Raw genomic sequence first — 21,618 nt, forward strand, 5'->3', positions numbered from 1 at the left:
TGCACCCTCCCAGCGGCCTTCAGGCCCTGGCAGAGCCAGTCCGCCGGGCCTTCAAGCCACCGACTCGATCCGCATCTTGATGTCGTCGGGTGACAGGCTCCCCTTCGCCACCACGCGGTCCCCGGAGGACTCCCCGCGCAGTCGTCGCCCGATCCACGGCACCAGGTATTCGCGCGCCCAGTGGATGTTGTCCCGCCGCATCTCCAGGGTGCCGCGGGGCGGCAGCGGCGGCCATGCCTGGTCGGGGTCCGCGGGGACCTCCAGGCCGAGGACCTGGCCGGCGCGCAGGGCGACCCGGGTGTGCCCCTCGGGCGACAGATGAAGCCGGTCGCCGTCCCAGGCCCGCCGGTCCTGGATGGTCTTGAGGGACCACAGGTCGAGCACGGGACAGCCGTACCGGTCGGCGATGGCCCGGAGATGGAGGTTGTACGTGGCGATCTTGCCGCGCATGTGCTTGAGCACGGGTACGCCACGGGTGTCGAAGCCGGTGGCCACCAGGACCGTGCCGACGACCGACGTGAGGTCCGCGACAGCGCGCTCATAGCGCTCCGCGACCTCGTCGGGGTCGGTGCCCAGCCGGATGATGTCGTTGCCGCCCGCGCAGAAAGAGACCAGGTCCGGCGCGAGTTCCTTGGCGCGCGTCAACTGGTCCTCGACGATCTGGTCGAGAAGTCTCCCGCGGACCGCGAGGTTGGAGTAGTCGAAGTCGCCCTCGGGTTGTCGGTCCGCGAGAAGCATCGCGAACCGGTCGGCCCAGCCGACGAACTCCCCGTCCGGACCGGGGTCGCCGACGCCCTCGGTGAAGCTGTCCCCCACCGCCACGTACGACCCGATCACTGATCTGTTGTCATTCTTCGAATCGTCTGCCACATCGACCCATGATTCACCTTCAAGTGTGAGCTACGCGACCGTAGGAAAGGGTTGACGGGCGGTGACATAAGCCACGCGTAAAGGATCGGTCAACCCGGAATAAGGCACCGAAGGCCGGCCCCCGGGGATCACAGGGTCCGGCCTTCGGAGACGAGCGGAGTGGTACGCCCCTGCGGGGCGAGCCCGGCGTCGGGTCAGATGGAGACGCCCTTGCCACGCAGGTACGCCAGCGGGTCCACGTCCGAGCCGTAGTCCGGGGTGGTGCGGATCTCGAAGTGCAGGTGCGGGCCGGTGACGTTGCCCGTCGCACCGGAGAGGCCGATCTCCTGGCCCCCGGTCACGGTCTGTCCGGCCGAGACACCGAGGGAGGACAGGTGGGCGTACTGGGCATAGTAGCCGTCGTCGAGCTTGATGACGACCTGGTTGCCGTACGCGCCGCCCCAGCCGGCGGAGACGACCGTGCCCGCACCGACGGACTTGAGCGAAGTACCGGTCGGAACCACGAAGTCGACGCCCGTGTGGTACCCGCTGGACCACATGCTGCCCGACATCTTGTACGGGGTGCCGACGGTGGCGCCCGCGACCGGGAGGCTGAAGCCGGCGGCACTGGCGGCGTCCGCGGCCTTGGCGGCCTCAGCCGTGGGGGCCTTGGCCTTCGGGGCGGCAGCCTTCTTCGCGGACGACTGGGTCGCCTTGGACGCGCCGGAGCCGGAGTTCGAGGCGGCGGCCTCGCCGATCGTCAGCTTCAGGCCCGGGTGGATGAGCGCCGGGTTACCGCCGATCGCCTTGCGGTTGTCCGCGTACAGCTTCTTCCAGCCGCCGCTGACGTTCTGCGCGTCGGCGATCCCCGAAAGGGAGTCGCCCGCACGCACGGTGTACGTCTTGGTCGCGGCCTTCTTGGCCTCGGCCTTCTTGTCGGCTGCGGCGGGCGCGGATTCCGCGGCCTTGTTCGCGATATTCGAGACACTCGCCACGGACTCGGCTGCGGACTGAGGAGTCGCGGCATGCGCTCCGGTCGCGCCGAGCAGCGGAAGGGCGAGCGCCGCGCCGCCGGTTCCGGCGACGGCTATGGAGCGGGTGAAACGCTGGGACTTGGGACGGCGGTGCTTACCCTTCGCGGGCATGACGAATTCCTCTCCGGCGCCTGCGAGGTGAGCTGTCGGGTGCGAGCTGGAGATGCCCGGCCGTGATTGCGCACGACTTAACCCCAAGCCGTTCCGGAGACCGGAACAGGCGTTCTACCTGTGGGTCCCCCGCTCCTGCCGTGTACGGGTGAGTGTGCGGATTCCGGGCGGCGGCAGGATTGGGCGTCCGTCCGGATTGGAGGCGAACGTAAGCGAGATGAAGACGCCGAAACAACCTTTGGGGTTCCCTGTGTGTCCCGTTCTCTTGATCCTTGACCGAAATGACGGTCACCCTGCGTAAATCAGGAATCTCGCCGTTTACTAAATCCCCGAAAACACGGCTGAATTACGTGAACATGGCGACAGCAGACCGTCACGAATATGACGCTGCTCACGCAACGGCCCCCAGGAACCTTTATTCCAGAGCGAGTTGGAATTAATGCCCTATTACGGGCACAACAGTCACATGCGACGCAAGCGGAAAACTGCCGCATCGAGGTCGCCACGCAGCCCCGTCCGCAACCCGTGATGCAACAGCACCGCACCCCGGTGAACTTCACCCGTTTCGAGGCATTTGTACGCAACTGTCGGGTCGAGTCCACGCAGCCGCACCGGAGCGACCGGCTCTCCGTAGTGCTGGGCCTGGAGCCAGACGAGGACGACGACGTCCGCGTCGCGCGTGTACTGCACGGCGCTCAGCCCGCCCTCGGGCGCGCGCAGCCGATGGAGGTCCCCGCCCTGCACAACGGGCCGGATCTCCTTGTAGAGCTCCACCCACGTCCGCGCCTCGGCCAGTTCCTCGTCGTCCCACCGGGTGAGGTCGCCGCCGACGCCCAGCACTCCGGCCATCGCGCTCACGAAGCGGAAGCGCAACGAGCTGGCGCGCCCGTTGAGCTGGACGTTCGGACTGTCGGTGACCCAGGCGGCCATGGCCCGCGCGGGGTGCACCTGACTGAAGCCGTGCTGGATGGCGAGCCGGTCGAGCGGGTCGGTGTTGTCCGAGGTCCACACCTGGTCCGTACGCGCCATGATCCCGAGGTCGATCCGGCCACCACCACCCGAGCACGACTCGAACGCGACGCCCGGGTGGGCCGCCCGCAGCCGGTCCAACAGGGCGTACAGCGCGTGCACGTGGTCCACCCAGAGCCGCTGCGGGTAGGCCTCTCCGGGCCACCCCGCATCGGTGAAGCAGCGGTTGAAGTCCCACTTCACGTAGTCGATCGGGGCGCTGGAGAGCAGCGCGTCGAGCTGCTCCCACAGGTACTCCTGAACGTCCTTCCGGGCGAGGTTCAGTACGAGCTGATTGCGTAGCTCCGTCCGCTTTCGTCCCGGTTGGAACTGCACCCAGTCGGGATGGGCGCGGTACAGCTCGCTGTCCGGATTGACCATCTCGGGCTCGACCCAGATCCCGAACTGCATCCCGAGCCCGTGCACCTCGTCGGCGAGCGGCTTGAGGCCGGCCGGGAAGCGGTCGGGGTTGGGCGTCCAGTCGCCGAGCCCGGCCCGGTCGCTGGTGCGCGCCCCGAACCAGCCGTCGTCGACCACGAAGAGTTCGACCCCCATCGCGGCGGCCCGTCGCGCGAGCGCCCCCTGCTGCTCCTCGGAGATGTCGAACTCCGTGGCCTCCCAGGAGTTGTAGAGCACCGGCCGGTGCCGGTCCGCGTCCGGGATCACATGCGCGCGCTGGTAGGCGTGCCAGGCACGGCTGGCCCCGCCGAATCCGCCGTCGCTCCACAGTCCGGCGAAGACGGGGGTGACGAAGCTCTCCCCCGGTTCCAGTCGCAGCAGCCCCGATTCGTCGTACCCGGCCCCGCCGGTGATCTGCACGCGCGCGTCCGGGAGTTGGGCCACGGCGATCCGCCAGGTGCCCGACCAGGCGAGGGCGCATCCGTAGACCTCGCCCCGCTCCTCGGTGGCCGCTCCGTCGACATCCAGGGCGACCCAGGGCAGGTGCTGGTGCGAGGTGTGCCCGCGCCGGCTGCCGATGACCTTCTCACCGTAGGTGAGTTCGGAGCGTACGAGCCGGGACTCGGCCGCCCACCGGCCGTGCAGCTGGGACAGCCGCCAGCCGTCGCGGTGCGGCAGCGTCCAGGCCGCCGAGTCGGCGCGCAGCACCTCCAGGACGGGCCCTTCGTTGGCGAGGGTCACCCAGCGCTCGACGACGTCGGTTCCGGCCCGCATGCGGTAGTGCAGCGTGATCCCGAGCCCGGAGTCGGAGAACCGCAGCCGCAGCTCGTCACCCTCGGCCTCGGACGCCTCGAAGCGCCATTCGGTGCCGCGCCGCTCCTGGGTACGCACGGACAGCGCGGGCCGTACGAACCGGGGGCCGCCCTCCACCGGGTACTCCTCGTGTCCGTCGAGGGTGGCCTCGAAGGCCCAGTACTCGGGTCCGGGGCCGGCCGCGAGTGCCTCGGCGTCGGCGAGCGCGATGCGCGGACCCCAGTGCAGGTGCAGCAGCGCGTCGTCCTCGCCGAGGCGCAGGGCATAGCTGCTCGCCGGGCCCGAAAGAAGCCACGTACGACCGTCTTCGCCGATCTCCAACATCAAACCCTCACAGATCCGAACAGGCACGCTCAAGCATCAACATCATTATGGTTCGAGCACCTCCCCGGCAACGCCTGTGGACAACTCATTGGCCTACGAATCGATGTCGTATCGTCGAGAGCGCGCACTTCGCCGACGAGCCGCGTCGGCAGCCGAAGGGGAGGAGCCCCCGTGACGCAGCAGGTCCCGTCGACCGAGCCCGAGCTGGCTGGAGTGCGCAACTTCCGTGATGTGGGCGGCCTGCCGACGGCGGACGGCCGACGGGTGGCGTACGGACGGCTGTTCCGCAGCGGCCATCTCGCGCACGCGACGGAGTCGGACGCCGCGTTCCTCTCCTCCCTGGGGCTGCACACGATCTTCGACTTCCGCAATGCCGCGGACCAGAAGCTCGAAGGACCCGACATCGAGCTGCCGGGCGTTCAGAACGTGAATCTGCCGCTGACCGACCCGGCACACGGCGCCGAGTTCTGGATGTTGGTCCGCGACGGCGATGTGGACCAGTTGCGCTCGATCCTCGCGGACCGCAAGGCCGCGAACCGGATGATCGATTCCTATCGCTCGATCATCAAGGAGCGCACGGCCGAGCACCGCCAGGTACTGCGCGCGCTGGCCGACGACAGCGTCCCCGCCCTCATGCACTGCGCGGCGGGCAAGGACCGCGCCGGCCTCTCCATCGCCGTGACCCTGCTCGCCCTCGACGTCGAGCGCGAGGCCATCGTCGCGGACTACCTGGAGTCGAACGCGACGCACCGCCGCTACAAGGTCCACCGCAGCACCTCCTCCGCCTCGGCGTACTCGCCCGAGGTGATGGAACTGCTGAGCCCCCTGTTCGACGCCCGCGCCGAGTATCTGGAGGCGGCGTTCGACACGATCGAGGAGACGTGGGGCGGGGTGGACGCATATCTGGAGAAGGGTCTGGACGTGACTCCCGAGCTCCGGGAGCGACTGCGGGAGCGGTTCCTCGACTGACCGACTGACCGACTGCCCGTCGACCCGCCCAGCACGCGACCGACTCGGCCTCCCGCCCCTCAGGGACCTCTACTGCCCTTGCGCTCCGAGCGAGAACAGCAGGTAGATGAAGGCGGCGAAGATGTGTCCGACCGCCACGTAGATGATGAGCCGCACCCACAGGGCGCGCGGGAACTTCTCCTCCATGTCCTTCATGACGCCTCTCCAGGGGTCGTCGGCCCGAGGCACAGGGTGGCCGTGGGGCTCTGCAGCAGGGTGTGTACGAAGAGGAGTTCGACCCCGTCCCGGCCCTCGGCGGCGATCCGGTGCGGGGTCAGCGAGTCGAAGTGCGCGCTGTCACCGGGCGCGAGGAGGTGTGCGGTGTCCCCGAGGCGCAGCCGCAGCCGCCCTTCAAGGACGTACAGCCACTCCTCACCGGGGTGGACCCGCACGATGTCGCCCTGGGTCCCGTGGGGGACGTGCACGCGCAGAGATTGCATGCCCCGGCCCGCCGCGCCGGCCTGCCAGTACGTCCAGCCACCGGCCCGGGTGGGCTCCATGTCGGCGGCGCGTACGACGGCGTCCCGCTCGGCGAGCGTCTCGCCGAGCAGCTCGGAGACGGTCGTACCGTAGATGCGGGCCAGCGCGAGCAGCATCGGCAATGAGGGCTGGCGCTGCCCGGTCTCCAGCCGGGACAGGTGCGCGGGCGAGAGAGCGGCGGCGCGGGCCGCGGACTCCAGGGTGAGGGAGGCACGGCGCCGCAGCGCACGCAGCTGGGGTGCGACAGCGGGCAGCTCTTCGGCCGCCCTCGGCTCGGAAGGGCTCGTACCCTTGGCAGGGTTCATGTCCTCCATTGAGCCGCAGGCTTGTCTCAGAGACAAATTTCTTGCCTCTGAGACAAAAGACGAGGGGCGGTCCGCGGCGGCGCCCGACCTCGTCCTCCCCGACAGGGCCTAGCGGTTGGCGACCGCCTGCTTCACCAGCGTCTTCCCGAAGTCCCACATCAGACCGCCCCCGCTGTGCGCGTCGTCCATCACGGCGGTGAACGCGTCCACGAACCGGTCGACGTCCCGCTCGCCGACGACCAGCGGCGGAATCAGCTTGATCACCTCCAGATGATCGCCGGAGACCTGGGTGAGGATCCGGTGCCGTTGCAGCAGCGGCACGACCACCATCTGGGCGAACAGCCCCTTCCGCGCGGCCTGCAGCATCGTCCAACGGCTGCGCAGCTTCAGTGACTTGGGCCGCCCGAACTCGATGCCGATCATCAGCCCACGGCCGCGGACATCGCTCAGCAGCTCGTACTTGTCGACGAGTGCCGCGAGCCGGGACTTCAACTGCTCCCCCGTGGCCCGGGCATTGGCGACGATCTGCTCGTTCTCCATGACCGAAAGGACGGCGAGGCCCGCCGCCATCGCCTGCGCGTTGGCCCCGAAGCTCGCGGAGTGCACGAGGACGCGGTCCATGGTCGAGTAGACCTTCTTGAAGATCCAGTCCTTGCCGAGCGTCGCCCCGACCGGCACATAGCCGCCGGACAGCGCCTTGGCCACACAGACCAGATCCGGCTCCACACCCTCCTCGTGCTGGTACGCGTAGAAGTCCCCGGTCCGGCCGAGGCCCGTCTGCACCTCGTCGGCGATGAGCAGCGCCTTGTGCTTGCGCAGCAACTCCTGTGCGCCACGCAGATATCCGGGCGGCGACTCGTGCACGCCCTTGCCCTGGATCGGCTCGACGATCAGCGCGGCGACATCGCCTTTCTTCAACTCCCTTGCCAGGGCGTCGAGATCACCGAGCGGCACCGCCGTGTCGGGCAGCAGCGGGGCGAAGCCGTCCCGGAAGCCGTCCTCGCCGTTGACGGACAGGGACCCGGTCGTCAGGCCGTGGAAGGCGTGCGAGCAGTACAGGACCCTCGGTTTCCCGGTCGCGTACCGGGCGAACTTCAGCGCGGTCTCGACCGCCTCCGTACCGCTGTTGCCGAAGAACACCCGGTCCAGGTGCGGACTGTGTGTGAGCAGTTTCTCCGCCAGCAGCCCCGGCAGCGGCTGGCAGTCGAAGCGGGTGAGGTCGGCGAGCTGGGCGTCGAGGACGTCGTGCAGCGCCTTGCGGACGACGGGGTGATGGCGGCCGAGGCCCATCACCCCGAACCCGGCGAGCATGTCCAGGTACTCGTTGCCGTCCGCGTCCCAGAAGTACGCGCCCTCGGCCCGCTCGTAGACCTTGTCGAAGCCGATCGTGTGCAGCATGCGCGGCAACTGGTGGTTCAGGTGCTTGGCGTGCAGCTCGTAGCGTTCGGCTCCGCGCTCGGCGAGAAGGGCGGCGAGGTCGAACTCCTGGGGCTTGCTGGTGGTCATTCCTGTTTCTCCTTGGACGCGAGCTCCTTGCCCGCCGGCTTCTTGGCGGCCTGCCTCTTCACAGCGCGCGGCTTGGCGGGCCGCGCCTTCGAAGCACTCTGCCCGGCGGGCCGCGCCTTCGGGACGACGCCCGCCTCGGCGAGCGTGGAGCTCTCCCCCACGGGGGTCTGCCCTTCTGGGACCTGCCCCTCGACCGCGGGCTCGGCCTCCGTGAAGGTCGAGCGCGCCTCCCGAGTGGCCAGGCTCGCGCTGATCCGCCCGGCGATCTCGACGGGCGTGAGACCGATGTCGGCGAGCACCTCACCGCGTTTGGCGTGTGCCAGGAACTGCTCGGGGATCCCGAACCTCCGTACGGGCACGTCGACTTCGGCGTCCCCGAGGGCGAGCGCGACCGCCGCGCCCACGCCGGCCGCCCGGCTGTTGTCCTCGACGACGGCGACCAAGCGGTGTTCGGCGGCGAGCCCGGGCAGCGCGGGATCGACGGGCTTGACCCAACGCGGGTCCACGACTGTGCAGTTGATGCCCCGGGCTTCCAGCAGTTCGGCGGCCTGGAGGCACACGGGCGCCATCACGCCGACGGCCACGAGGAGCACCTCGGGCCGCTCGCCGCGATGCAGGACGTCCAGGCCGCCCACCCGGTCGACCGCCGGAACGACCGGCCCCACCGACTCCTTGGGGAACCGGATCAGCGTCGGGGCGTCGTCCACCGCGACCGCCTCGCGCAGCTGCGCGCACAGTTGGTCGGCGTCACGCGGCGCGGCGATCCTGAGCCCCGGCACGACCTGGAGGATGGACATGTCCCACATGCCGTTGTGTGACGCTCCGTCAACTCCCGTGACCCCGGCGCGGTCCAGCACGAAGGTGACCCCGCAGCGATGCAGAGCGACATCCATCAGCAGCTGGTCGAAGGCACGGTTCAGGAAGGTCGCGTACACCGCGACGACCGGATGCAGTCCGCCCGTCGCGAGCCCGGCCGCGGACACCGCGGCGTGCTGCTCGGCGATACCGACGTCCCACACCCGGTCGGGGAACCTCTCCGCGAACTTCGCGAGGCCCACCGGGTGCAGCATGGCCGCCGTGATCGCGACGACATCCTCGCGCGCCTCACCGATCCGTACGATCTCGTCGCCGAACACCGAGGTCCAGGAAGGGCCGTTGGACGGCGCGAGGGGCTCGCAGGTGAACGGGTCCATCACGCCGACGGTGTGGAAGTGGTCCTCCTCATTGGCGATCGCGGGCTCGTAACCGCGCCCCTTCTCCGTCAGACAGTGGATGAGCACGGGCCCGTGGAAGCGCTTCGCGCGCCGCAGCGCCGACTCCACCGCGCCCACGTCGTGTCCGTCGATCGGACCGACGTACTTCAGTCCCAGGTCCTCGAACATGCCCTGCGGCGCGAACGCGTCCTTGAACCCCTTCTTCGCGCCGTGCAGCGATTCGTAGAGGGTCCCGCCGATGACGGGCGTGCGCAGCAGTACGTCCTTGCCCCAGGCCAGGACCTTCTCGTAGCTGTCGGTGGTCCGCAGGGTCGCCAGATGGTTCGCGAGGCCGCCGATGGTCGGCGAGTAGGAGCGTTCGTTGTCGTTGACGACGATGATCAGCGGCCGGTCCTTGGCAGCCGCGATGTTGTTCAGCGCCTCCCACGCCATACCGCCGGTAAGCGCGCCGTCGCCGATGACCGCGACGACGTGTCCCTTCTCCCCCTGCACCTGGCGGGCCTTGGCGAGCCCGTCGGCCCAGCCGAGCGCGGTGGACGCGTGGCTGTTCTCGATGATGTCGTGCTCGGACTCCTCGCGCGACGGGTAGCCGGACAGGCCGCCCTTGCCGCGCAGCTTGGAGAAGTCCTGACGCCCTGTCAGCAGCTTGTGTACGTAGCTCTGATGGCCGGTGTCCCACAGAATGCGGTCGACCGGCGACTCGAAGACCCGGTGGAGCGCGATGGAGAGTTCCACCACCCCCAGGTTGGGTCCCAGATGACCGCCGGTCCTGGCCACCGCGTGCACCAGGAACTCCCGGATCTCGTCGCCCAGTTGACCTATCTCCGCCTCGGACAGCGCCTTCAGGTCGCGTGGTCCCCGGATGTTCTCCAGAATCGTCACGCTCGGCCCCCTCTCGGTCCGTGCTGTAGCTAACTCACCGTGCCGGAGGGTTCCCCGACGCTGTGACCTGCGGCTCGCCTGACGCGACGCCGTCCGCCTCCATCTGCTCGGCGATCTTCATCGCCTCGTCGATGAGGGTCTCGACGATCTTCGACTCGGGGACGGTCTTGATGACCTCGCCCTTGACGAAGATCTGCCCCTTGCCGTTGCCGGAGGCGACCCCCAGGTCCGCCTCCCGTGCCTCGCCCGGTCCGTTGACGACGCAGCCCATCACCGCGACGCGCAGCGGGACCTCCATGCCCTCCAGACCGGCCGTGACCTCGTCGGCCAGCTTGTAGACGTCGACCTGGGCACGGCCGCAGGAGGGACAGGACACGATCTCCAGACGCCGCTGCCTGAGATTCAGCGACTCGAGGATCTGGATGCCGACCTTGCACTCCTCGGCGGGCGGCGCACTCAGGGAGACCCGGATGGTGTCCCCGATGCCTTCGCTGAGCAGCGCCCCGAAGGCCACCGCGGACTTGATGGTGCCCTGGAAGGCCGGTCCCGCCTCGGTCACGCCGAGGTGCAGCGGGTAGTCGCACTGGGCCGCCAGCTGCCGGTAGGCGTTGACCATCACGACCGGGTCGTTGTGCTTGACCGAGATCTTGATGTCCCGGAAGCCGTGCTCCTCGAAGAGCGAGGCCTCCCACAGCGCCGACTCGACCAGCGCCTCGGGGGTGGCCTTGCCGTACTTCTGGAACAGCCGCCGGTCCAGTGAGCCCGCGTTGACGCCGATCCGGATCGGGGTGCCGTGGTCCTTCGCGGCGCGCGCGATCTCCTTCACCTTGTCGTCGAACTGCTTGATGTTGCCGGGGTTCACGCGCACCGCCGCACAGCCCGCCTCGATCGCGGCGAACACGTACTTCGGCTGGAAGTGGATGTCCGCGATCACCGGGATCTGCGACTTGCGCGCGATGGTCGCCAGAGCGTCCGCGTCGTCCTGCGTGGGGCAGGCGACGCGCACGATCTGGCAGCCGGACGCGGTCAGTTCGGCGATCTGTTGCAGCGTGGCCCCGATGTCCGACGTACGGGTCGTCGTCATCGACTGCACCGACACGGGCGCCCCGCCGCCGACCGCCACCGGTCCGACCTGGATCTGCCGCGACGGGCGGCGCTCCGCGATCGGCCGGACCGGCACCTCGGGGAGGCCCAGGGAAACGGCGGTCACGACGTCACCCGCGGTTTCCGGCGACGGTGTCACGGGCGGCGCGCAGGGACTCCTTCAGGGAGCCCATGGTCGCCAGGACCGCCGTCGGCTCGTAGCCGCAGTGCGCCATGCAGTTGGCGCAGCGCGGGTCCTTGCCGCGGCCGTACGCGTCCCAGTCGGTGTCCTCGATGAGTTCCCGGTACGTCGTGACGTACCCGTCGCTCATCAGGTAGCAGGGCTTCTGCCAGCCGAAGAGCGAGTAGTTGGGGATCGCCCACGCCGTGCACGGGAAGTCGACCTTGCCCTCCAGGAAGTCCAGGAAGAGCGGGGAGTGGTTGAGCCGCCAGCGCCGCCGGTTGCCGCCCGCGAAGGCCTTCTTGAACAGTTCGCGGGTCTGCTCGACACCCAGGAAGTGCTCCTGGTCGGGCGCCTTCTCGTAGGCGTACGCGGGCGAGATCATCATCTCGTCCACCTTCAGGTCGTCATTGAGGAAGTTGAGAACCTCGATGATCGTCTGCGGGGTGTCGGTGTTGAAGAAGGTCGAGTTGGTGGTGACCCTGAAGCCCCGCTTCTTGGCCTCCTTGATGGCCTCCACGGCCTCGTCGAACACACCCTCCTTCGCCACGGACTCGTCGTGCCGCTCCCGCAGGCCGTCGATGTGCACGGCGAACGCGAAGTACGGCGAGGGCGTGAACTTGTCCATCTTCTTGCGCATCAGCATGGCGTTGGTGCACAGGAAGACGTACTTCTTCCGGGCCACCAGCTGCCGCACGATCTCGTCGATCTTCGGGTGCATCAGGGGCTCGCCGCCGGCGATGGACACCATCGGCGCGCCGGACTCCAGCACCGCGCCCACGGCCTGGGCCACCGGCATGCGCTGCTTGAGCACTCCGGCCGGGTGCTGGATCTTGCCGCAGCCCTCGCACGCCAGATTGCAGGCGAAGAGGGGTTCAAGCTCGACGATCAGCGGAAACTTGTCCCGCTTGCGCAGTTTCTGTTCAAAGAGATACGTCGCGACCTTGATGGACTGGCGGAGCGGCATGGCCATCTGGCTCACCTCCTGGGGAGCAGCAAAGAACGGTGCCATTCGAAGAAAGCTGGAAGAACGGCACGAAGAACGCGGAAGGCTGATATTCCACCGCGCACCGTGCCGATCCGGACGAGTTCATGTTCTGGAGCGTCCACGACCACCCGGACGGCCGCAACCGGGCGCGCGCCCGCGCGGACGGCGCTGTGGAGCGTGGCCGCCGATTCCATATCGACCGCGATCGCGCCGGTTGCGAGCAGTTCCGACCGTTCCTGACCGCGTACGACGTGATCGGAGCCGGTGAGCGGCCCCTGGTGGACGGTGCGCCCGGGCAGGGCACGCACCAGTTCCTTCACGAGCAGATCGGTGCCCACGCAGGGCGTGGTGCCGCGCGGGTCCCGGGTCTCGTCGGCGACGACCAGGTCCCCCGGGTGCATGCCGGGGGCGAGCCCGGCACAGAAGCCCGTGGCCAGGACGGCCGCCCCGCTCAGCGCGGGGCCGGCCAGGGCCCGGGTGACCGCCCGTTCGGCGGCACCCGGCCCCATGCCCGTACGGAGCACCGTGACCGGGCCGCTCGCGCCGCCCCGGTCGCCGCCGGTGCGCAGGGCGAACCGCTCGATGCCGAGCGCGCAGGCGATCAGCAGCGGAGCGGCGGCCGGCCTGGTGGTCATCAGCTCGCCCTGCCGAAGGCGGACTGCCGGTCGGCGAACGGTTCGCCGTTGACGTACCGGCCGAGCGCGGTGAGCGGAAAGACCTGACGGTAGAGGTGGTAGTTGATCGAGAAGTCCCACGGGAACCCCGTACCGGTGAAGTACGGCTCGTCCCAGGAGCCGTCCGCCAGCTGGGTCTCCGCGAGCCAGGCGACGGCGCGCTCCACCACCTTGGACTCCCGTTCGCCGGCCGCCAGCAGCGCGAGCAGCGCCCAGGCTGTCTGGGATGCGGTGGAGGCGCCGCGTCCGCTCCATTCGGCGACGTCGTGGTAGGAGCGCAGGTCCTCGCCCCAGCCGCCGTCGTCGTTCTGCACGGTCTCCAGCCAGGCCACGGCCCGGCGGATCGCCGGATGCGATCCAGGCAGTCCGGCGGCGACCAGCGCGGGCACCACCGACCCTGTTCCGTATACGTAGTTGACGCCCCAGCGGCCGAACCAGGAGCCGTTCGCCTCCTGTTCGGCGAGCAGCCACTCGATGCCGCGGCGGGTGCGCGGATCGTGGGACAGGCCCTCGATCGCGAGCATCTCCACGACATGCGCGGTGACATCGGCGGACGGCGGGTCGATGACCTCGCCGAAGTCGCAGAACGGCAGCTTGTTGGGGAACATGCTGGTGTTGTCGACGTCGAAGGCGCCCCAGGCACCGTTCTTCGACTGCATGCCGAGGTTCCAGCGCACCGCGCGGCCGATGGCCTTCTCGGCGCGCTCCGGGTCGTGGTGCTTGACGCGGCGCAGCGCGAGGACGACCTCGGCGGTGTCGTCGATGTCGGGGTAGTTGTCGTTGTGGAACTCGAACGCCCAGCCACCGGGCTGAAGTCGGGGCCGCTTGACCGCCCAGTCACCGGGGCGGACGATCTCCTCTCCGAGCATCCAGTCCGCGGCCTTCACCAGCTGCGGATGATCGGCGGGCACGCCCGCGTCGGCGAGCGCGATGGTCGCGAGGCAGGTGTCCCAGACCGGCGACTGGCAGGCCTCGATCATCCGGGCCCCGTCCTCCCGCCAGACGGTGAACCGGTCGAGGGACGCCAACCCCTCGCGCATCACCGGGTGTTCGAGGTCGTAGCCCAGCAGGTGCAGAGCGATGATCGAGTACACGGCGGGCGGCTGGATGCCTCCCCAACAGCCGTCGTTCTCCTGCCGCTCGATGATCCAGCGGGCGGCGGTGTTCATCGCGGCTCGTCGGAGACCGCGCGGCGCGACCTTGCGGTAGGTGTGCAGGGCCTTGTCGAGGCGCTGGAAGACCCCGTCCCAACTGGCCACCGGAGCAAGGGGCTTGACCGGATTCGGGTTGCTCGCGTCGGTGTGCAGCTCGTCGAGCGGGAAGGGCGCGGGCCGTACCGGACGCTTCGCCGAGACGACGGTGAGCGGCACGATGGTCTGCCGTGCCCAGCATCCGAAGTCGTAGATGTTGAGCGGCACCCACTTCGGGAAGAACATGAGCTCCGGCGGGAGTTCGGGCAGGTCGTCCCACTTCCACCAGCCGAACAGTGCGAGCCAGATCCGGGTGAAGACGCGGGCCGCCGCGATACCGCCCTGCTCACGGATCCACGCGGACGCCCGCGCCATGTGCGGCTCGTCCGGCGCGTCACCGGCCAGCCGCAGGGCGACGTATCCCTCGATGGTGGTGGAGAGTTCGCCCGGTCCGCCGTAGAAGGTGGCCCAGGTACCGTCCTCGCGCTGCTCGCCGCGGATGAAGAGTGCGGCCGCGTGCGTGGTCTTCTCGTCGCGGATGCCCAGGAACTGACGGAGCAGCAGATCTTCGGCGTCCATCGTGACGTTGGTCTCGAGGTCGCCCTTCCACCAGCCCTGGGCGTCCTGCGTGGAGAGCAGGAAGTCGGTGGCGCGGTGTATGGCGCGCTCGGCGGCGTCTCGGGTATCGGCACTCCCGGCCGCCGCGGGAGTCGTCGTGCGGGTTTCGCTGGCCGAGGCTGCGCGGGGCGGCAGGGCCCCGGTGCTTCCGTCGGTCGTCGCTGTCATGGCTTCCCCTTCGTGCAGTGGCGTGTCTCTGCTGTGGGTCCGCCGTCGGCCGGTGCGCGTTCTCCCGCGGCACCGGCCGGCGACTACGCGAGGCTTATTCGACCGATAGTGATCATCTCTTTCGTACGACGACGAAGTCGGCGAGCTCCGCGAACTGGGCCCGCACCTGGTCCGGCATGTGGATCGTGTCGAGCGCCTCGACCGCCACCGTGTGCTGGCGGCGCGCCTCCTGGGCGGTCCATTCGCGGCCGCCCGCCTGCTCGATGAGTGCGGCGCGCGCGGCGAACTCCGCCTCGGAGAAGTCCTCGAAGTCGCTGCGCTTGGCGTCCTCGGCGAGGAGTTCGCCGAGTTGCTCGGAGGCCGGGCCGCCCGCCGCAAGCGCGGCCACGACCGGCAGGGACTTCTTGCGCTGGCGCAGGTCGCTCCAGGCCTGCTTGCCGGTGGCGACCGGGTCGCCCCAGATACCGAGGAGGTCGTCCACGGCCTGGAAGGCCAGGCCGAGGTGGTGGCCGTACCTCTCCAGCGTGTCGGCGGTGCGATCGTCCGCGCCGCCGAGCACCGCGCCGACGGAGGAGGCGCAGGCGAGCAGGGCGCCGGTCTTGTTGCCCTCCATCTCCTGGCACTCCTCGACACTGACGCGGTCGCGGTGCTCGAAGGAGATGTCCTGCGCCTGACCGTCGATCAGGGCGCGGGTGGCGGTGGTGAGACGGCGCGTGGCGCGGCCCGCCTCGACCGTGCCGAGTTCCAGCAGGATCTCGTTGGCCAGTGCGAACAGGGCGTCGCCGACCAGGATCGCCTGGGCGGGACCGTGTACCTTCCACACGGTGTCACGGTGGCGGCGCTGCTCATCGCCGTCCATCAGGTCGTCGTGCAGCAGTGAGAAGTTGTGCACCAGTTCAACGGCGACCGCTCCCGGCACGCCCACCTCGGGGGCAGCACCGGCGGCCTGGGCGGACAGAACGGCGAGCGCGGGGCGTACGGCTTTGCCGCCGTCGCCCGCGGCGGGGTTGCCCTCGGCATCGATCCAGCCGAAGTGGTAGGCGGCGACAGTGTCCATGGGAGGGGCAAGGCGGTCGATGGCCGCCCTCAGTACCGGAGTGGCCAGGGTCCGGCCGCGCTCCAGGAGCGCGGTCACGTCCACCGCGTCGGCAGCCGTCGATGCCGGGGGCACAGTGGGCACAGTCTCTCCTCTTGTGGTGATACGAGAGGTGCGGGAGCCCGCCGCGCTCTGTTCGAGCGTCACGCCGCCTCCTCGAAGAGCTCGAAGAGGTGATCGCGGGGCCGGCCCAGTGCGCTCAGTGCGGCGTCCGCCGCACTCACGCCACTACGGACCGCACTCTCCATGGTCGCGGGCCACCCTGTGGCGGTCCACGCGCCGGCCAGGTAGAGGCCGGGTGCCTTGGTACGGGCGCCGGGCCGCAGCCGTCCGACGCCGGGTGTCGGAGCGAACGTCGCCGTACGCTCCCTGGTCACGAAGAAGTCGCGCACCTCGGCGCCGCGGGTGCGGGGCAACAGCCGCTCCAGCTCCGGCAGATACCGCTCGCGCAGCGCGGAGACGGGTTCGTCGATCTCGTCCTGGGCGGCCGACTGCGACAGCGCGAGGTACTGGCCCGTCGAGAGCCCGGACGCCTCGGTGCGGTCGAAGACCCACTGCACCGGAGAGCCGAGCGCCGCGAAGAACGGCCTGCTGAGCACCTTCCGGTCGTACACGACATGGATGTTGAGGATCGGCGCCGTACCGATGGCGAGCAGCCGCTCGGGGGCGTCGAGCGCGCCCTCGGGCAGCAGATCGTGGGCCTCGCGCTGCGGTACGGCGAGCACGACCGCGTCGACGTCGAGCGTCTCGCCGGGAACCTGAACCCTCCAAACACCGTTCTTGTTAGGTGAGATGGAGGTGACCCGTGTCCGGAGTTCGGTACGGACGCCCGCGGAGTCGAGCGCCTTGCGGGCCAGCCGGTCGTGCAGTTCCCCCAGCGGGACGTGTGCCCAGCCGATGTCGGCCGCGCCCGGGTCGGACAGCAGACCGGTCTTGAACACCATCGCGGCAAGCCCGAGCGACGCGTCGCCGGCCACCGCGTTGAGGGTGGCGACCCCGACCAGGTCCCACAGTGCCTCGACGGCACGCTCCGACTGACCGTGCGCGGTCAGCCAGCTGCCGAAGTTCTGCGCGTCGAGCGCCGGATCCGCGAGGTCGAGCCCCTTGAGCGCCAAGGCGGCACGTCCGACTTTGGCGCGCTCCGCGAGGGACAGATGGGGATACGTGGCGAGGCTGCGCGCCAGATGCAGAGGTACGGGCAGGGCCGTGCGCCCGATCCTGCCGAGTCTGCGTCCGGGTTTGCCGTCCGCGTCGAGAACGGGCACGTCGAGACGATCCTGCAGGGGCGCGAGCTCCGTTGCGTCGACGCGGTCGAGGAACCACCGGTAGGCGGTGCAGCAGCGCAGGTACACGTGCTGGCCGTTGTCCACGGTGAGCCCGTCGCGCTGGAAGGAGAAGGCGAGCCCGCCGAGGCGCGGCCTGCCTTCGAGCAGCGTCACGCGCACTCCGGCGTCGGCGAGCGCGAGCGCGGTGGTGATTCCGGCGAGCCCTCCGCCGACCACCACGGCCGTCGCGGGGCGGTTCCACGGATCCGCGTCGAGCCCCTCGTCCTGCGTCGTGTCGTTCATCGTGCACCTTCCCCCGAGGCCTTGCCGTGCTGATCGAGCTGTGCACGGTCGGCCGTTGAAGTCAGGGACGCGGTCCCCGACCGGAGGGTTGCGCGCCGTTTCCCTGGACCTGCGTCATCTTGGCCCAAAGTGTCCATCAAGTGCGCCTCCTGATGGTTCGACGCGAGACGTTCCGGGCGTCGAGACCGGAAAGTCCCCGCACGGCGACGTACGCCTTCTCCCGGCCGGGCAGTGAGACACGGCCGCGCAGGACGGCCTCCGGGTCGCGCTCGATACGGTCGAGGAGACGGCGGTAGATGCCGGCCATGGCGGCGACGCAGGCGCCGCTGCGGCGGTCCAGCATGGGCAGCAGCCGGTAGCCCTCCGCGAAAAGCGCGCGGGCCCGTCGCACTTCGAAGTGGACGAGGCCCGCGAAGTCGGAGCCGGCCGGTGGAGACGCTCCGTCGAAGCCGGCCGAGCAGCCGAATTTCGCCAGGTCGTCCGCGGGCAGATAGGTCCGCCCGTTCTCGGCGTCCTCGCGCACATCTCTGAGGATGTTGGTGAGTTGGAGCGCGAGCCCGAGCGTGTCGGCGTACTCGGGCGCCCGCTCGACTCCGCGCGCCTTCGGTTCCGTACCGAACACGCCGAGCGAGAGCCGGCCGATGGCTCCCGCCACACAGCGGCAGTAGATCTTGAGGTCGTCCCAGGTCTCGTAGGTCTCGCCGCGGACGTCCATGAGGACGCCGTCGATCAGTTCGTCGAGGCCGTCGAGCGGGACCGGGTAGTGGTCCGCCGTGTGACTGAGGGCGACCGCGACCGGGTCGGTGTCGTCCTCGTCCACGGCGTGGTCGCGGATCCGGGCGAGCAGCGCCCGGGTGTCCTCCAGCCGCGCCGCCTTGACGTCGGGAGCGAGCGCGCCGTCCCCGATGTCGTCGACGCGCCGTGAGAACGCGTACAGCGCCGACATGGCGCGGCGCTTGGGCGTCGGCAGCAGTCTGATGCCGTACGCGAAATTGCGAGCCTGCTGCCCGGTGATCGCCTCGCAGTAGCTGTATGCGGCGAGCACCGGTGCGGTCGTGTGCGGCGGAGTCTCCACGGTCCGGATCACCCCTCTCCTCGCAGAGTCACTCCCACCTCGCGCAGCAACTGGATCTTGCCGGGCTTGGGCGGGCCGGGAAGTACGTCGTATTCGGCGGCGGCGATCGCCCGGATCGCCGCCTTTCCTCCCGCCACGAACCCCGCGAGCAGCAGCTTCAGCCTGCCGTGGACGCTACCCACGAGGGGGGTGCCTTCATTCAGGAGGTTCCGGGCGCGTTCTGCTTCGTATGCAACCAGTGCGCGCACTGATGCGCCTGCCGTGGTCGTGGCGAGATCCGCCTCCTGGACATGAAAACTCTTCATGTCGTCGGCGGGCAGATAGATGCGGTCGCGGCCGAGGTCCTCGGCGACGTCCTGGAGGTGCTCGACGATCTGCAGTGCGGTGCAGACGGCGTCGGAGCGGCGGATCCGCTCGGGGGTCGAGGTGCCGGTGACGGAGAGGACCAGACGGCCGACCGGGTTGGCGGACAGTTCGCAGTAGTCGAGGAGGTCGTCGTAGGTCTCGTACCGCTTGACCAGTTGGTCCTGGCGGTTCGCGGCGATCAGGCCGAGGAAGGGCTCGGGGGTGAGGCCGACCTGGCGGACCGTCGGCTGGAGGCGGCGCAGCAGTGGGTGGTTCGGGGTCGCGTCGAAGACCCTGCGGAGGTCGGCCTCGAAGGCGTCCAGGAGAATCAGCCGGTCCTCGGCCTCCTCGGGGGACACGCCCAGGAGGCGGGCGTCGGCACCGCCGGGGGCGAGGTCGCCGTCGCCGATGTCGTCGACCAGGCGGGCGAAGCCGTACACGGCCATGAGGTCGGCACGCCATGCCCGGGGCAGGAAGAACGGCGCCACGGGGAAGTTCTCGTCCGCGGCCTTGTCGAGGGTGCTGCGCTCCGGGCCACCGGCGCGCGCCGTCCCGGCTGGCGTCATCGCTCGCTGCCCGGGCCGGGAACGGCATACGCACAGACGGCACACGCGCAGCGGAGCTGGAGAGTTTCCGTAGCCATTGCCGTCACATCTCCCGTTCTACACTGCTGACCCAATACAGACTATTTCGGACACGCCGCCCGGCCGTCCGCGCAGCAGACCCTATGCCGGGTGTCGCGCATTATCGCCCTACTTGCCGCGAATCAGCACCGGTACAGCTTACGTTGTACAACCTGGCATGACCCGTCAGGGTGTCCTGCACATCACAAGAACACACCGATTGGCGCCAAGATTCCTAAGGGCGCCCAGAGTTGGCGTTTCCTTTGCAGACGCAGGGCCCCGTCGAACCGTTCCGACGGAGCCCCGAGTGGTCTTGGGCGATTAAGGGCTACCTGCCCGTGAACTTCTCGTACTCCTTGAGGACCTCGTCGGTCGGGCCGTCCAGGCGCAGCTCGCCGCGCTCCAGCCACAGGACGCGGTCGCACGTGTCACGGATCGACTTGTTGTTGTGACTGACGAGGAAGACCGTGCCCGCACTCTTGCGCAACTCGCGGATGCGGGCCTCGGAGCGCTTCTGGAAGGAGCGGTCGCCGGTCGCCAGGGCCTCGTCGATCATCAGGACGTCGTGGTCCTTGGCCGCCGCGATGGAGAAGCGCAGCCGGGCGGCCATGCCGGAGGAGTAGGTGCGCATCGGGAGCGTGATGAAGTCGCCCTTCTCGTTGATGCCCGAGAAGTCGACGATGTCCTGGTATCGCTCCCGGACCTGCTCGCGGGACATGCCCATGGCGAGCCCGCCGAGGATGACGTTCCGCTCGCCCGTGAGGTCGTTCATCAGGGCCGCGTTGACGCCGAGGAGCGAGGGCTGGCCGTCGGTGTACACGTGCCCCTTCTCGGCGGGGAGCAGTCCCGCGATGGCCCGCAGCAGGGTGGACTTGCCGGAGCCGTTGGAGCCGATCAGGCCGATGGCCTCACCGCGGTAGGACATGAAGGAGACGCCGCGGACGGCGTGCACCTTGCGGACGCCGCGCTCCTCGCCGCGCTTGAGTATGCGACTGAGGGCCGCGGTGGCACTGCCCTTGCCGGTCTTGGCGCCGTTGACCCGGTAGACGATGTGCAGTTCGTCCGCGATGACGGTGGGGATCCGGTCCCCGGTGTTCTGCTCAGCCACGGCCGTACCGCTCCTCAGCCTTCCAGAAGTACACGAATCCGCCGACGACGACGAGGAGGGCCCAGCCGGTCGCGACCGCCCACACGTGCGGGGGCAGGTTCTCGGAGCCGTAGCCGTCGATGAGCGCGAAGCGCATCAGGTCCATGTAGATGGCGGCCGGGTTCCACTGGAGGATGTCGGCGATCCAGGCGGGGTGCTTTTCCAGCATCACGGGGATGGAGAACATCACGCCGGACGCGTACATCCACGTACGCATCACGAACGGCATGAGTTGCGCCAGGTCCGGGGTCTTGGCGCCCATCCGGGCCATGATCATCGCGAGGCCGGTGTTGAAGAGGAACTGCAGGACGAGGACCGGGAGGATCAGCAGCCAGGACAGGCCCGGGTAGCTGCCGAAGCCGACCGCCACGACGAACAGCACGATCATCGAGAAGAGCAGTTGCTGGAGTTGCTGCAGCGAGAACGAGATCGGCAGCGCGGCGCGCGGGAAGTGCAGCGCCCTGACCAGGCCGAGGTTCCCCGAGATCGCTCGGACGCCCGCCATCACCGAGCTCTGGGTGAAGGTGAAGACGAAGACACCTGTCACCAGGAACGGGATGTAGACCTCCTGAGGCATACCGCGGTCGGCGCCCAGGATCAGGCCGAAGATCAGGAAGTACACGAATGCGTTCAGCAGCGGTGTGGCCACCTGCCAGAGCTGGCCGAGCTTGGCCTGGCTGTACTGGGCGGTCAGCTTCGCCTGTGAGAAGGCGAGGATGAAGTGACGCCGTCCCCAGAGCTGGCGGACGTACTCGACGAGTCCGGGCCGGGCGCCGCTCACGGCGAGCCCGTACTTGGCGGCGAGGCCCGCCGCGGAGAGCCCTTCATCGGGGGACGGAGGGACGCTCACCGCGACACCGCCGTCATGCGTTGTCTCACTCACAAGTGGAAACTTTCGTCCTCAAGATACGCAGCCTGGTCGGGCGTAG

Annotated in this window: 19 protein-coding genes and 1 riboswitch; of the genes, 1 reads left to right on the forward strand and 18 read right to left on the reverse strand. The window is 69.2% G+C overall.

The window, feature by feature from the left end:
* Positions 1-51 precede the first annotated feature (51 nt).
* The 3 genes from OHA11_RS04560 to OHA11_RS04570 all read right to left on the reverse strand — a co-directional run bounded on the left by OHA11_RS04560 (position 52) and on the right by OHA11_RS04570 (position 4,538).
* Complete coding sequence (locus OHA11_RS04560; RefSeq protein ID WP_266506942.1) at positions 52-837, reverse strand: SGNH/GDSL hydrolase family protein; 786 nt, start codon at positions 835-837, stop codon at positions 52-54.
* Between the two features lie 227 nt (positions 838-1,064).
* Positions 1,065-1,994, reverse strand: coding sequence for a LysM peptidoglycan-binding domain-containing M23 family metallopeptidase (locus tag OHA11_RS04565; RefSeq protein ID WP_266492182.1), 930 nt, complete (start codon positions 1,992-1,994; stop codon positions 1,065-1,067).
* A gap of 4 nt (positions 1,995-1,998) precedes the next feature.
* Positions 1,999-2,174: riboswitch (cyclic di-AMP (ydaO/yuaA leader) on the reverse strand.
* Positions 2,175-2,456: 282 nt separating this feature from the next.
* The gene (locus OHA11_RS04570; RefSeq protein WP_266492184.1) at positions 2,457-4,538 is read right to left on the reverse strand and encodes an alpha-galactosidase; all 2,082 of its coding nucleotides are present in this window, start codon (positions 4,536-4,538) and stop codon (positions 2,457-2,459) included.
* Positions 4,539-4,709: 171 nt separating this feature from the next.
* On the opposite strand from OHA11_RS04570, the gene OHA11_RS04575 reads away from it, so the two are divergent.
* Positions 4,710-5,507 (forward strand): tyrosine-protein phosphatase, encoded by a 798-nt coding sequence (locus tag OHA11_RS04575; RefSeq protein WP_266492185.1) that lies wholly within the window; start codon positions 4,710-4,712, stop codon positions 5,505-5,507.
* A 69-nt stretch (positions 5,508-5,576) separates the two neighbouring features.
* Here OHA11_RS04575 and OHA11_RS04580 read toward each other — a convergent pair whose 3' ends face one another.
* The 15 genes from OHA11_RS04580 to OHA11_RS04645 all read right to left on the reverse strand — a co-directional run bounded on the left by OHA11_RS04580 (position 5,577) and on the right by OHA11_RS04645 (position 21,572).
* On the reverse strand, positions 5,577-5,702 hold the full coding sequence (locus tag OHA11_RS04580; protein ID WP_055616152.1) for a DUF6126 family protein: 126 nt from the start codon (positions 5,700-5,702) through the stop codon (positions 5,577-5,579).
* Positions 5,699-6,331 (reverse strand): helix-turn-helix domain-containing protein, encoded by a 633-nt coding sequence (locus OHA11_RS04585; protein ID WP_266492189.1) that lies wholly within the window; start codon positions 6,329-6,331, stop codon positions 5,699-5,701. The genes OHA11_RS04580 and OHA11_RS04585 overlap by 4 nt, the downstream gene beginning before the upstream one ends.
* A 108-nt stretch (positions 6,332-6,439) precedes the next feature.
* The gene (locus OHA11_RS04590; RefSeq protein WP_266492191.1) at positions 6,440-7,837 is read right to left on the reverse strand and encodes an aspartate aminotransferase family protein; all 1,398 of its coding nucleotides are present in this window, start codon (positions 7,835-7,837) and stop codon (positions 6,440-6,442) included.
* A complete protein-coding gene (gene dxs / locus OHA11_RS04595; protein ID WP_266492193.1) occupies positions 7,834-9,933 on the reverse strand; it encodes a 1-deoxy-D-xylulose-5-phosphate synthase in 2,100 nt (699 codons plus the stop codon). The genes OHA11_RS04590 and dxs overlap by 4 nt, the downstream gene beginning before the upstream one ends.
* A 34-nt stretch (positions 9,934-9,967) precedes the next feature.
* Positions 9,968-11,143: a flavodoxin-dependent (E)-4-hydroxy-3-methylbut-2-enyl-diphosphate synthase gene (gene ispG / locus OHA11_RS04600; protein ID WP_266492195.1), complete on the reverse strand. Its 1,176-nt coding sequence runs from the start codon at positions 11,141-11,143 to the stop codon at positions 9,968-9,970.
* 4 nt (positions 11,144-11,147) lie between these two features.
* Positions 11,148-12,170, reverse strand: coding sequence for an adenosyl-hopene transferase HpnH (hpnH, locus tag OHA11_RS04605; protein ID WP_266492197.1), 1,023 nt, complete (start codon positions 12,168-12,170; stop codon positions 11,148-11,150).
* Positions 12,171-12,175: 5 nt separating this feature from the next.
* Entirely contained in the window at positions 12,176-12,820 is a 645-nt protein-coding gene (locus tag OHA11_RS04610; protein WP_266492199.1) for a 1-hydroxy-2-methyl-2-butenyl 4-diphosphate reductase, read from the reverse strand.
* On the reverse strand, positions 12,820-14,835 hold the full coding sequence (gene shc / locus OHA11_RS04615) for a squalene--hopene cyclase (protein WP_266492200.1): 2,016 nt from the start codon (positions 14,833-14,835) through the stop codon (positions 12,820-12,822). Before shc ends, OHA11_RS04610 begins: the two co-directional genes overlap by 1 nt.
* Before the next feature lie 112 nt (positions 14,836-14,947).
* Positions 14,948-16,015, reverse strand: a complete 1,068-nt coding sequence (locus OHA11_RS04620) for a polyprenyl synthetase family protein (RefSeq protein WP_266492205.1) — start codon at positions 16,013-16,015, stop codon at positions 14,948-14,950.
* 59 nt (positions 16,016-16,074) lie between these two features.
* A complete protein-coding gene (hpnE, locus tag OHA11_RS04625; protein ID WP_266492208.1) occupies positions 16,075-17,499 on the reverse strand; it encodes a hydroxysqualene dehydroxylase HpnE in 1,425 nt (474 codons plus the stop codon).
* Positions 17,496-17,636, reverse strand: a complete 141-nt coding sequence (locus tag OHA11_RS48480; RefSeq protein WP_353962945.1) for a DUF6380 family protein — start codon at positions 17,634-17,636, stop codon at positions 17,496-17,498. Before OHA11_RS48480 ends, hpnE begins: the two co-directional genes overlap by 4 nt.
* On the reverse strand, positions 17,636-18,586 hold the full coding sequence (gene hpnD / locus OHA11_RS04630) for a presqualene diphosphate synthase HpnD (RefSeq protein ID WP_266492210.1): 951 nt from the start codon (positions 18,584-18,586) through the stop codon (positions 17,636-17,638). Before hpnD ends, OHA11_RS48480 begins: the two co-directional genes overlap by 1 nt.
* Positions 18,583-19,485, reverse strand: coding sequence for a squalene synthase HpnC (hpnC, locus tag OHA11_RS04635; protein ID WP_266492212.1), 903 nt, complete (start codon positions 19,483-19,485; stop codon positions 18,583-18,585). The genes hpnD and hpnC overlap by 4 nt, the downstream gene beginning before the upstream one ends.
* Positions 19,486-19,870: 385 nt before the next feature.
* Entirely contained in the window at positions 19,871-20,650 is a 780-nt protein-coding gene (locus tag OHA11_RS04640) for an ABC transporter ATP-binding protein (protein ID WP_266492214.1), read from the reverse strand.
* Positions 20,643-21,572, reverse strand: a complete 930-nt coding sequence (locus tag OHA11_RS04645; RefSeq protein ID WP_266492216.1) for an ABC transporter permease — start codon at positions 21,570-21,572, stop codon at positions 20,643-20,645. The genes OHA11_RS04640 and OHA11_RS04645 overlap by 8 nt, the downstream gene beginning before the upstream one ends.
* Between the last annotated feature and the right edge of the window lie 46 nt (positions 21,573-21,618).

It is taken from the genome of Streptomyces sp. NBC_00878, assembly GCF_026341515.1.
Lineage (GTDB): Bacteria > Actinomycetota > Actinomycetes > Streptomycetales > Streptomycetaceae > Streptomyces.

Bases quoted from the DNA above. Each gene is read 5' to 3' on its own strand.
- OHA11_RS04570 (WP_266492184.1), bottom strand. From the start codon at position 4,538: ATGTTGGAGATCGGCGAAGACGGTCGTACGTGGCTTCTTTCGGGCCCG.
- OHA11_RS04590 (WP_266492191.1), bottom strand. From the start codon at position 7,837: ATGACCACCAGCAAGCCCCAGGAGTTCGACCTCGCCGCCCTTCTCGCC.
- hpnE (WP_266492208.1), bottom strand. From the start codon at position 17,499: ATGAACGACACGACGCAGGACGAGGGGCTCGACGCGGATCCGTGGAAC.
- OHA11_RS04585 (WP_266492189.1), bottom strand. From the start codon at position 6,331: ATGAACCCTGCCAAGGGTACGAGCCCTTCCGAGCCGAGGGCGGCCGAA.
- hpnH (WP_266492197.1), bottom strand. From the start codon at position 12,170: ATGGCCATGCCGCTCCGCCAGTCCATCAAGGTCGCGACGTATCTCTTT.
- OHA11_RS04565 (WP_266492182.1), bottom strand. From the start codon at position 1,994: ATGCCCGCGAAGGGTAAGCACCGCCGTCCCAAGTCCCAGCGTTTCACC.
- hpnC (WP_266492212.1), bottom strand. From the start codon at position 19,485: ATGACGCCAGCCGGGACGGCGCGCGCCGGTGGCCCGGAGCGCAGCACC.
- OHA11_RS04580 (WP_055616152.1), bottom strand. From the start codon at position 5,702: ATGAAGGACATGGAGGAGAAGTTCCCGCGCGCCCTGTGGGTGCGGCTC.
- OHA11_RS04610 (WP_266492199.1), bottom strand. From the start codon at position 12,820: ATGACCACCAGGCCGGCCGCCGCTCCGCTGCTGATCGCCTGCGCGCTC.
- OHA11_RS48480 (WP_353962945.1), bottom strand. From the start codon at position 17,636: ATGGACACTTTGGGCCAAGATGACGCAGGTCCAGGGAAACGGCGCGCA.
- shc (WP_266492200.1), bottom strand. From the start codon at position 14,835: ATGACAGCGACGACCGACGGAAGCACCGGGGCCCTGCCGCCCCGCGCA.